8 protein-coding genes are annotated in these 12,568 nt (G+C 35.9%); 7 read left to right on the top strand and 1 reads right to left on the bottom strand.

From position 1 onward, the window contains the following. The first annotated feature begins 137 nt into the window (after positions 1-137). Positions 138-581 carry a hypothetical protein gene (locus IPI31_17450; protein ID MBK7569609.1) on the top strand — a complete coding sequence of 148 codons (444 nt, stop codon included), beginning with the start codon at positions 138-140 and terminating at the stop codon, positions 579-581. Positions 582-694: 113 nt separating this feature from the next. Beyond that, complete coding sequence (locus tag IPI31_17445) at positions 695-1,288, top strand: T9SS type A sorting domain-containing protein (GenBank protein ID MBK7569608.1); 594 nt, start codon at positions 695-697, stop codon at positions 1,286-1,288. 260 nt (positions 1,289-1,548) lie between these two features. On the opposite strand, the gene IPI31_17440 is transcribed toward IPI31_17445, so the two are convergent. Continuing rightward, positions 1,549-2,829 carry a tyrosine--tRNA ligase gene (locus tag IPI31_17440; protein MBK7569607.1) on the bottom strand — a complete coding sequence of 427 codons (1,281 nt, stop codon included), beginning with the start codon at positions 2,827-2,829 and terminating at the stop codon, positions 1,549-1,551. A 1,128-nt stretch (positions 2,830-3,957) separates the two neighbouring features. Between IPI31_17440 and IPI31_17435 the strand changes: the two genes are divergently transcribed. The 5 genes from IPI31_17435 to IPI31_17415 all read left to right on the top strand — a co-directional run bounded on the left by IPI31_17435 (position 3,958) and on the right by IPI31_17415 (position 12,454). Further along, the gene (locus tag IPI31_17435) at positions 3,958-4,632 is read left to right on the top strand and encodes a hypothetical protein (GenBank protein MBK7569606.1); all 675 of its coding nucleotides are present in this window, start codon (positions 3,958-3,960) and stop codon (positions 4,630-4,632) included. Positions 4,633-4,639: 7 nt separating this feature from the next. Continuing rightward, complete coding sequence (locus IPI31_17430; GenBank protein ID MBK7569605.1) at positions 4,640-5,743, top strand: PorV/PorQ family protein; 1,104 nt, start codon at positions 4,640-4,642, stop codon at positions 5,741-5,743. Between the two features lie 29 nt (positions 5,744-5,772). Then, positions 5,773-10,776 (top strand): hypothetical protein, encoded by a 5,004-nt coding sequence (locus IPI31_17425; GenBank protein MBK7569604.1) that lies wholly within the window; start codon positions 5,773-5,775, stop codon positions 10,774-10,776. Positions 10,777-10,898: 122 nt separating this feature from the next. Beyond that, positions 10,899-11,630, top strand: a complete 732-nt coding sequence (locus IPI31_17420) for a hypothetical protein (GenBank protein MBK7569603.1) — start codon at positions 10,899-10,901, stop codon at positions 11,628-11,630. A 122-nt stretch (positions 11,631-11,752) separates the two neighbouring features. After that, entirely contained in the window at positions 11,753-12,454 is a 702-nt protein-coding gene (locus IPI31_17415; protein ID MBK7569602.1) for a hypothetical protein, read from the top strand. Positions 12,455-12,568 lie beyond the last annotated feature (114 nt).

Genomic DNA, 12,568 nt, shown 5'->3' with positions numbered 1-12,568 from the left:
ATAGAAATTGTAAATTTCTCTTCGCCTTTATATTTTGACACGCGATAAGATCAATTAAATTCGAAGTGGGGGTGTGGCTTTGAAGGATGAAAATTTTTCTTTTATGTATATTTATGGTATGAATCTAAAAATATAATATGAAAGTATTGACTTTTTTTATAAGTATATTTTTTTTTATTTTATTAGCGTGTAACTCACAATATAAGCCGGTAAAAATAGATTCGGATAGTATCACAAAGGTAACAATTGAATCAGTTGGATTTCCTGATGGAGACATACAATTTGATTTATATGCCAACGATACGGCAACTCACACTTTGATTAAATTAATCAATGAATCGAAATTAATTGATGATGCAAATAAAAGAACTTTTCATAAGGGTAAATTATTGATCACATTCATAGCAAATGAGGCACCTGTTTATTGCTTTAATTCACCTATTTCAGAACAAAATACAATTGCACTTGAAGTTTATTCCGAATGTTACACAGGATGGTATTATGGTGCTCTCTCCAATGAAAATTTTTATTTATTCTTTAAAAATATCTTCGAATCCAGATATTCCGTTGCATTTCCGTAATAAAAATTGATGTTTACATCCATACTAACTACTTCAACTCCTTCAACGCTTTCATATCTTCCAACTTTCACCGGCACAATAAACATCCAATTTTATCGTTCTTCGTTCGGCATATGAAAACAATCTTCTCTTTTTTCCTTGCTGCTTTCTGCTATGTTGGATTGCAGTCACAAACGGTTTTTAAAGATGTTACAGCTATTCAGTTTGGGGATAGTATATTAGTGGACTGGACACTTACGGGCGGAAATACTTGTTACGACATGTATCTGAAGCGGGCGGAGGATGGGATAACCTTTGAAAATATTTTTTCGGTGAGCGGTGTTTGTGGTGGATCAACGGATCAATATTATAATTTTATTGATAGTGAAGGGTTGAAATCCGGAACAACCTATTCCTATAAAATTACCGCATCAAATGGAACGCTTGAAAGTGAAACAGTGCATATTCAATATATCAACGCCGGAGATGTGCAGATTTTTGTGTACCCCAATCCTACCACCTCTGATATAAATATTACTATTGATAATAAATATACTCCAAGATTTCTAGTGGAATTTTATGGCGCCGATGGACAACTTATTTCCAAGTCCATGCAATACGAAAATCTTTTCACCCTCAATACCGACCAGATGTCAGCGAACCCCTATTTAATTAAAATTACTACAGAAGACGGAATAGTTTTCGGACAAAAAATAATTGTGCAGTAAAATTACCCGCAGGGTGTGTTTTCCGCAGAGTTTTTGTTTCCCGCAGAGTTCGAAGAGGTGCAGAGGACGCAGAGTTTTATAATGTTCTTTGCACATTATATTAAATTATAAAAATTTATTATTTTTTAAAAAAATGTAACTAGGTATCTATATAATCATAATTTGTGCATCGCACAAATTGCTTTCCTCTGCTTTCTCTGCACCTCTGCGAACTCTGCGGGAAACCCAGCGGGAAATACTTTCAGCGGGAAAAATCTTTTTTATTGTGCAATGATGAGGTAATAATTTTTCTTTCCTTTTTGCAGTAATAAAAATTTTCCTTTTATGAGATCGTTTTTGGTAATTTGATATTCGGAGTCAGAAATTTTTTCTTTGTTGATGCTTAATGCATTTTCTTGAATCGCTCTTTTGTATTCGCCTTTGGAGGCAAGTATTGATGTATGTGTTGTAATTAATTCGGAAAAGGAAACACCATTTTCAAAAAGATCTGCTGCAACAATAGATTGCGGCGCACCTTCCAAAGCGTCTAACAGCAAGCCTTCCGACAGTTTTTCGAAATCGTCTTTTGTTGATTTTCTGAATAATAATTCGCTTGCAGAAACAGCGTTGTTATAATTTTCTTCCCCGTGTACACGAATGGTGATATCCTTTGCAAGTTCTTTTTGTAATAATCGTGTATGGGGTTCCAGTTGATGACGGGAAATAATATCTTCAATAAATTCACGTGCATGTAAAGTAAATATTTTAATATAATTTTCAGCGTCAGCATCACTGGCATTCATCCAGAACTGGTAAAATTTATAGGGAGATGTTTTATTGGCATCCAACCAGATATTTCCGCTTTCCGTTTTTCCGAATTTAGTGCCGTCGGCTTTTTTAATGAGAGGAGTGCAAATTGCAAATGCTTCGCCATTTCCTTTTCTGCGAATTAATTCATTGCCGGTGGTAATATTTCCCCATTGATCGCTGCCACCCATTTGAAGTTGCACATTTTTATTTTTCCATAAATAATAAAAATCGTAACCTTGTACCAATTGATAGGTAAACTCCGTAAAAGAAATTCCTTTTTCCAAACGTGTTTGCACCGAATCTTTCGCCATCATATAACTCACCGTGAGATATTTTCCCACCTCACGCAAAAAATCGAGAAAAGAAATATCCTTCATCCAATCGTAATTATTTACGAGTTCGGCCGAATTTTCTGCATCATTAAAATTCAAAAATTTTTCGAGTTGTTTTTTCTGACAAGCGATATTATGATTTAATGTTTCTTCATCCAATAAATTGCGCTCTGCACTTTTTCCCGAAGGATCACCAACCATGCCTGTTGCTCCACCAATAAGCGCAATTGGTTTATGACCGCATTGTTGAAAATGTAAAAGCGTCATGATCTGCACCATATTCCCAACACCCATACTATCGGCCGTGGGATCAAAACCTATATATCCCTTCGCCATTCCCTTATTTAAAAACTCCTCCGTTCCAGGCATTAGATCAGATAACATCCCCCGCCAACGAAGTTCCTCTACGAAATTTTTCATGGGGCAAAGTTAGTAAACAGTGCGCAGTGGGCAGTGCGCAGTTTGTAACATTGGAGATTTTAGCTCCGAGTTAAACATTTCATTTAAAAATAAACGAAAACTAGACTCCCCTATGGGGTTGGGGGCCTGTAAACAGTGGGTAGTTGGCAGTTTGTAACATTGGAGGATTTTCCTTCGAGATAAACTTTGGGGTGAGATGAAAGTAAACTCCCCTATGGGGTCGGGGGCCTGTAAACAGTGGGCAGTTGGCAGTTTGTAACATTGGAGGATTTTCCTTCGAGATTAACTTTCGGGTGAGATGAAAGTAAACTCCCCTATGGGGTCGGGGGCCTGTAAACAGTGGGCAGTGGGCAGTTTGTAACATTGGAGGATTTTCCTTCGAGATAAACTTTGGGGTGAGATGAAAGTAAACTCCCCTATGGGGTCGGGGGCCTGTAAACAGTGGGCAGTTGGCAGTTTGTAACATTGGAGGATTTTCCTTCGAGATAAACTTTGGGGTGAGATGAAAGTAAACTCCCCTATGGGGTCGGGGGCCTGTAAACAGTGGGCAGTGGGCAGTTTGTAACATTGGAGGATTTTCCTTCGAGATAAACTTTGGGGTGAGATGAAAGTAAACTCCCCTATGGGGTCGGGGGCCTGTAAACAGTGGGCAGTTGGCAGTTTGTAACATTGGATGTTTTTCCTTCGAGATAAACTTTGGGGTGAGATGAAAGTAAACTCCCCTATGGGGTTGGGGGCTTGTAAACAGTGAGCAGTTGGCAGTTCGTAACATTCATTGGAACTTAGACTTCGGAACATAAAATGAGTAATGAGTGATTAGTAATGAGTAGGTTCGACTTCGGCATTAAGTTTATTGCACCAGGAAAGATAAATTTTTGGGATAGAAATCCCAATCTCCAATGTTAGCAGTTTGCAAACTCATTACTCATTACTCATCACTCATTGTTCAAATGAGTAGACGAACTATCATTCGAAGAAAAAATTTCGAATCTGCATCACTGCGACTGAGACTCAGACTGCGACCGCGCCTATTCGAAAAGATCCATTACGAAGGAAACTCAACCTTCACCCCACAGAATTCCCGCCAATGAACTTTTCGCATTATATTGCATTAAATATTACCAAACCTTGAACTTCCTATCTCATTATTACCACGAATCTCCTTCCAACGATCCATATTTTGTTGCAGGGGTGATTTTGCCGGATATTTTGTCGAATTATAGTCATAGGAGTGGTGAGGTGGTGAAATTGTTTGTCCATAAATTGCAAGATCCGGATTCGCCAGAGCAGGAAAGTTTGCAAAGGGGTGTAAAAAGACATTATGAGATCGACGGATATTTTCACGAATCCCGTTTTTTTGAGGAGAATACCGCCGCTATTTCCTCCCTGATAAAAACGCGTGATTTTAGTTGTTTTGAGAAACGGTTATATGCTGTGAGTCATGTTATGCTTGAGATCATGCTGGATCGCAAAATATTAATTGAGGACAGGGCCGCTTGTGAAAATATGTATTCCATGTTGGAAAAAGTAAATAGTGAGGAGATCACAAACCTGATAAAACAGAATACAGTTGCCTCAAAACCTGAGGAAGTGAGGGAACATTTTGACCGTTTCAGGAGTTTAAAATTTATATACGATTACACCTTCGACCTGCGTTTAGTGGAGTTGATGAACGGACTAAATAAAAGGCTTGGAAACAAGGCTTTTAGCGAAAATGACCGTGAACTTTTTAAATTAACGATTCATGACATTGAAAATACACTTTTTCCACAAAATTTCCCTAAATTTCCGACAGATTCGTGAACAGTTTATGCGTAATATAATAATTGCATCCCTTTTACTTTTAGGGACACACACAGGATTTACCCAAAGTTCTGCTCCAAAATACTCCAATGAATTTTTATCCATTGGTGTTTCTGCCCGCGCTTTAGGGATGAGCGGAGCCGTTTGTGCATCCGTAAACGATGTAACGGGTGGATATTGGAATCCTGCAGCTTTGGTGTTGGTAAAACCTGATATTCAGGTAGGAATAATGCACTCCGAATATTTTGCAGGAATAGCAAAATATGATTATGGTTCTATTGCAATTCCTTTAAAAGATAAAAATGCTGCTGTAGGATTATCACTAATTCGATTTGGTGTGGATGATATTCCGAATACTTTATTTTTAATTGAACCTGATGGAAGTATCAATTATGATAATATCACTTCCTTTTCCGTTGCCGATTATGCTTTTTTAGGATCTTATGCCAAACAATTAAAATGGCAGAATTTGCGATTGGGAGGAAATGTAAAAGTTGTGCATCGCAATGCAGGAAGTTTTGCAACTGCCTGGGGATTTGGTTTAGATGCCGGTGCGCAAATGGATATTAAAAAATGGAAATTCGGCGCTACATTTAAAGATATTACTTCCACATTTAATGCATGGAGTTTTTCATTTACCGAGGAAGAAAAAGATGTATTACTTGCAACCGGAAATATTGTTCCAGAAAATTCATTGGAAATTACAACGCCCAGATTAATTCTTGGTGCAGCATATGATTTTACCTTAAGTGAAAATTTTGGATTGCTTGCGGAAATAAATACCGATATCACAAGTGATGGCAGAAGAAATGTTTTGATAAGTGCAGATCCTGTAAGTATAGATCCTCATATAGGAATTGAAGCCGATTACAAAGAATTTATTTTTTTAAGAGGAGGAGTAGGAAATGTTCAACGATATATTCCTGATGATCTGTATGAAGAAGCATGGACATTACAACCTAATATTGGTTTGGGATTGGTAATCGGTCCTGTTCATTTGGATTATGCATATACCAATATCGGTAAACAGTCGGAAGTATTGTATTCTCATGTGTTTAGTCTGATGTTCGATATCAATAAATCGGTTAAACCGGAAACAATTGCAGAATAAATAATAATGGTAAAATATAAATTGATCGGATGAAGAAATTTTTACCTGCACTTTTATTTATTTTTTCTTTTTCTTCGTCGTTTTGTCAAACTTATGGCAACGAATGGATCAACTATGACCAACAATATTTTAAATTCAAGGTTACTGTTGATGGTATTTATCGTTTAGATCAATTAACCTTAGATGCTGCATTAAGTGGCATTGGCGTTTCACTTTCGACAATTGATCCCCGTAATTTCCAATTGTTTAATAAAGGTGAAGAGGAATATATCTATCTGCAAGGGGAAGGGGATGGTGTTTTTGACAGCGGTGATTTTATAGAGTTTTACGGAAGAAAAAATGATGGTTCTTTTGATACACAGTTATTCGATTCGGCCAATTGGCAATTACAAACCTATGAAAGTATAATTTCTGATACCGCTTATTATTTTTTAACATGGAATAATTCAATAACAAATAACCGGTTAAATAATCTGGTGAACGATCTCAGTGGTGCACCAGCTGCTGAACCTTATAATATTTATCATACATTAAAAGTATATGGATCAGTATATGGTTCTGCATATTTTAATGCAGGTGTACCGCATTTTTCGGTGTATAGTTCCAAGTATACTAACGGAGAAGGATATTCTACTCCGAAATATAATTTATCTACCTATAATCAAACAATTCTTACGCCTAATATTTACACGGGCGCTGCCTTTACACCGATTTTGAAAACAACGGTAATTGGATCAAACGATTCGGAACATCATACGGTTATTAATTTTAATGGGGAGAATCTGGAAGACTCCGTATATTATAATTACCAAGTAATGCGATACGAATTTCCTATTGATAACTTAGTTGCATCCAATACCATTGCTTTTGTAACCGGACCTGTAACTACAGATTATCAAAAATACGCATTTACAGATCTTAAGTATCCACGTTTATTTGATTTTGATAATGTTTCCAAAACATTATTTGAATTACCGAACGATGGTGCAGCTTCATCATATTTAGAATTGACTGATTTTAATGAGAAATCCACATCGCCAATTTTATATGATTTTACCGATCACAATCGTATGGTTGCAATAGTGGAAAGTGATATTTCAAAATATCATTTACCTTATTCCACCAATGATCATAAATTTTATGTCGGTAGTCAGGATGTAACGGATATTTTTTCAGTTTCAGGTTTGACCCCGGTTAATTTTGTTAACTATACTTCAGCATCAAATCAGGGAAATTATTTAATTATTTCACACACGCAATTATTCGATGATGGAGCAGGCACAAATTGGGTAGAGGAATATAAAAATTATAGAAGTTCTTTACCCGGTGGAAGTTATACGGTCATTGTGGCGGATATTGATAAATTATATGAACAATTTTCCTACGGAATAAAAAAACATCCATTGGCCATTCGCAATTTTATTTTATATGCAAAAGATAACTTTGATGTTGAACCTCAATTTGTTTTTCTGATAGGTAAATCGTATTCCTATGATGTTACCCGCGCAAATGCAACACCTGAATACGGTTGGGACCTGGTGCCAACATTTGGTCACCCTGGTGCGGATAATTTATTGGCAGCACGACCCGGAAGTGTTGTTCCCGAAGTTGCAATTGGAAGAATTGCTGCAGAATCAGCAAATGAAGTGCGCATTTACTTAGAGAAAATGATCGATTTTGAAGCCGCGCAGGCCGATCATATACAAACCGTGGAAAATAAAGCCTGGATGAAAAATGTTTTACATTTTGCAGGTGGAACCACGGAATATGAACAAACTTTGTTCAATAGTTTTTTAACGCAATATAAAAATACCATCGAGGATACTTTATACGGAGGAAATGTTACCCCTTTTAATAAATTAACGGCAGACCCGATATTTACGCCAATATCAGAATATTACGATTCCATTTTAACCAAAGGTGTATCACTTGTTACTTTTTTCGGACATTCCTCTACCGGAAGTTTTGATTATAATATTGGTGAACCGGAAGAATTTCATAATGAAGGCAAATATTTTGTAGTGTATGGTAACGGATGTAATACAGCTTCTATTCACGGGGAGAGTTATACCTTAGGTCAACGATATATTTTTGCAGAAAATAAAGCAGCCATAGGTTTTATTGCTGCATCCAACTATTCCTTTGCTTCGAGTTTGCATGTATTCGCAACGATGTTTTACCGGGAATTATCAGCGATTAATTATCATGAATCAATTGGAACTATATTAAAGGAAACATGTGATACACTCTGGCCAACATTTAATATTTTCGATCAATTATCCATTGAACATACAACCTTGCAGGGCGATCCTGCATTAAAATTAAATAATCACGAGCAACCGGATTATGCAATAGAAGAACAATATGTATTTTTTGAACCGGATATTATTACAGCGGGTACTGATTCTTTTGATATACATATCGTGGTTACCAATTTGGGAATGGCAATCGATTCTGCTTATTATGTCGAAATAAAAAGAACTAAAGCAAATGGCGAGGTTCAAACAATTACGGAACGTTTTCCCGCTACCTATTTCCGTGATACCATCACTTTTACTTTTGAAACAGATGCAATTGGCGGAGTGGGACTAAATGAATTTACTATTCATATCGACAATATAAATGAAATAGGCGAGATCGATGAGCTGAATAATATTTTGGGTGTTTCTAATCTGATAATTTCCGATGATGCAATCCCTATTTATCCAGTAGAATTCAGCATTATGAATCATATACCCGAATATTTCGCAGCATCTACAGCCTATGTTTTTGCAGAAGAGAAATTGTATGTGGTTGAAGCAGATACAACGATGAATTTTAATTCCCCATTAAAGAGATCCACATTTATTACAGAAAGTGGTGGCGTTTTAAAATGGACAGAACCTCCCATGACATGGATACCAAATACTGTTTATTATTGGAGAATTTCTCCGGATACTACAACGGATGATGCACTTTTATGGCGCTCCAGTTCTTTTCTGTATTTACCTGGGGATATTACCGGATGGAATCAATCGCATTATTTCCAATATCTTGAAGATGATTATACCAATATAAGTTTAGAGGCGACAAGAGATTTTGAATTTGTGCCGGATGTAAAAGTGTATGAGGTTGCAGCAGGTATTTATCCCGCTACACACTGGACAGAAGTAACTGCATATTTGAACGGCGAATTATTAATGGTTGCGCCTTGTGTTGCTGCAGGTTTTGTTTGTATTGTTGTTGATGCAAATTCGGGTGATCCCTGGACAACCTATGAAATAGGAACTTCAAATTTGGGTCCTTTTAATGATACTTATTGCACTGCAGATGCTACAGAAAAAGTGATCATGTTTAACACCACTACCGCCGCCAACAGAGAATATATGTATCAGTTTATGATGTCGACAGTGCCGGATAGTAATTATTTTATTGCATACACGAATAATTATGCTGAATTTAATGAGTGGCTTGCCGATACCTTGATTTATGGTCACAGTTTATATGATGCATTCCATGCGTATGGTGCAATTGACATTGATACCTTACAAACTTTTGATTACGATCGTTCGTATATTTTTTCTGCATTAAAAGGTGATCCTGCTACAAAATCAGAGATCATAAGCGATGAATTCGGAAATCAAATTGAATCAACAATAACATTGGAGGGCAACTGGAATGAAGGGAAAATAATTACACCGTTAATTGGTCCGGCAGTAAGTTGGGATAAGGCACAATGGAGCCTGTTCAGCAACGATCCTGTATTAAGTGACACCAACAGCATCGATATTATAGGGGTGGATTATAATGGTGTGGAAACCTATCTTGCCACAGGTTTGCAAAGTGGAGATACGAGTATAAACTTTATTGATGCAGATTTATATCCTTTTGTTAAATTAAAATTAAATACTAAGGACGATTCCTTACGTACACCTGCTCAATACAATTACTGGCGTGTGATTTATATGCCTGTTCCGGAAGCAGCATTAAATCCAAATATACATTTCAGTTTTAATGGAGATAGTATAGATCAGGGGGAATTAATTGAACTGGAAATTGCTGTTACAAATGTGAGCGATTATAATATGGATAGTTTATTGATCGATTTTTCGGTACGCGATCATAATAATGTTTTACATGATATTCCATATGCGCGACAAGACTCACTGCTGACAGATGAAACAATGATCTCCACTTTGGAATTTAATTCTTTTGATATTCCTTCAGGTAGTAATACATTAATTATTGAGGTTAATCCTGATTCTGACCAGCCTGAACAATTTCATTTTAATAATCTGGCATATCTCGAATTAAATAATAATCCTGATATTAGAGATCCTTTATTGGATGTGACCTTTGATGGGGTTCATATTTTTGATGGCGATATTGTAAGTGCAAAACCCATGATCACTATCAATTTAAAGGATGAAAATCAGTTCTTGGCATTATCGGATACTTCGCTGATGAATATTAGTATAAAATATCCGGATGAGAGTTTACATGATTTTTATTTTGATGGTACCACTACTATTTTTTATCCGGCTGATACAATTAACCTTGTTGAAAATAATCTCGCGAGAGTGGAGATGCACCCGATTTTTGAGCAGGATGGAATTTATGAATTGCAATTATCGGGCAAAGATGTAAGTGGCAACCGGGCAGGTGCCATTGATTATAGAATAACTTTTGAAGTGATCAATAAAGCTATGATCTCCAACGTGATGAATTATCCCAATCCATTTACCTCACAAACAAAATTTGTATTTACATTAACAGGAAGTGAAGTGCCCGATTATTTTAAAATTCAGATCATGACCGTAAGCGGAAAAGTGATTCGGGAGATCATGCGCGATGAATTAGGGGAGTTACATATCGGAAATAATATTACAGATTTTACCTGGGATGGAACGGATAAGTTTGGCGATCAACTCGCTAACGGATTATATCTGTATCGTGTTGTTACAAAACTCGCAGGTGAGTCGTTAGAAAAGTTTGACGTTGGCACAGATCAGTATTTTAAATCGGGATTTGGGAAAATGTATTTGGCGAGATGATTTATTAATTATTTCTATACTTCAGACCTTAATAAATTTAACCAGATAATTATTTGAAATCACATAATTTCATTCTGATATTTTGTTTAATTTTTTCTGCTTTCGGATGTAAACAAAAGCCGTTGTTGACCATTCAGGATCTTAAATTTGTTAATGTTGATAAGAATGCTATTTCAAGAAATCATATTGACACTACATATTTGATCTCTGATTATTTCAGGTATAATTATGGTATGGGTGACACCTTTGGATATAATGTTTATGATGTAAAAGGGAATTTGATTAAAGAATGGCGATATGGTTTCATGGGCCCACCTGAAAGTGTATATCTTTACGATAGTAACAACTTGGTAATCCATAAAGATTATTGTACAGATTATTGGGCTCGATTTGATGTGACATACAAATTTGTTCAAGACAGCCTTTTGCTTTACCAATATTGGTCAGATGGATATCCAATGAATCTATTTTGGTTTAATGAAAATGGTTTTTTGATAAAATCATTGGAAAATATGCATGGTGGGCAAGCTTCTGAAATTAATTCTACATTTGAGTATGATCCGGATAATAAATTAATTAGAAAGGTTGAAAACCGTAATGTTAGGGATTATGAAGTATTGGAATTGCAATTACTTTCAGATCGATCCAGCTACGGAATTTCTACCCATTACATAACCCATTATTTTTACACCGGATCTCAAATGGATTCGCTGATAACAACATATTATTTTCCAAACAATCCTCAAAATAATTATACCTCAAGAACATATTATGATATGCGTGGACTTCGAACTGAAACAATTTTAAAAGATTCTATAAAAACAATTTATATACATAAAACACAAGATTTATAAATGTTTTAGTAAAGAAAGATAATAATAATGTAACTTTTCAGGTCAATTTGGAAAAATTACCATAAAAGTTTACATTTGTTAACAGTAACCATCTTATTTCAATTCAATCTAAATACCACATTATGAAAAAGTTCATCCTACCTCTATTTGCTTTAATTTCGGCTTTACAATTTATCGCTTGTAATGGTGCATCTAAAGAAACTGAAGATTCCGAAGTGTCAAATTCTACGGAAAATGACGGCAGTTCTTCCAGCGATGATTCTAAGAGATATAAAATAGAGTCTGCAATTGTTACATCAAAAATTACAAATTCCATGGTACAGGGTGATATAACTACAGTTGTATATTTTGATGATTATGGTGAAAAAGAGTTGAACAGAACGAGTTCAAAAATGTCGATAATGGGGCAAAATATCCAGAATGTGAACAACAATTTATTAAAGGATGGATGGAGTTATACCTGGGAGGATGGAAAAACTACAGGAAACAAAATGCATTTAAAGGATGTAATGGATCCATCGGAAATGAATTTTGATAAGATGACAGAAGAAATGAAAAAAGAATTTGGCATTAAAAAGATTGGAACTGAAACCATGATGGGTAAAAAATGTGATAAATATGAAATGAATAAAGAGGGGATGGGTTCAGGAACATTCTGGTTATGGAAAAACATCACAATGAAATCGGAAATGACAATGACAGGTATGAAACTGAATATTGAAGCCATAAATATTGATGAAGATCCCAATTTTGAAAAAGGCCAATTTGACGTTCCTGCTAATGTTACATTTACGGAAGTGAGTATTCCGGCAGCTAATAATTAATGCAACTTTGTCTAATAGGTTAGTGGTGAATAGTGAGTGGTGAGATCGTCCGCATCGAGCTTTGAGTTTCAAATTTAAATCACTCGTTCGGATGGAGCGTAATCCGGACTCACG

The sequence above is a fragment of the Bacteroidota bacterium genome (assembly GCA_016706865.1).
Classification (GTDB): domain Bacteria; phylum Bacteroidota; class Bacteroidia; order Chitinophagales; family BACL12; genus UBA7236.
This window is presented reverse-complemented; position numbering and strand designations above follow the sequence as displayed.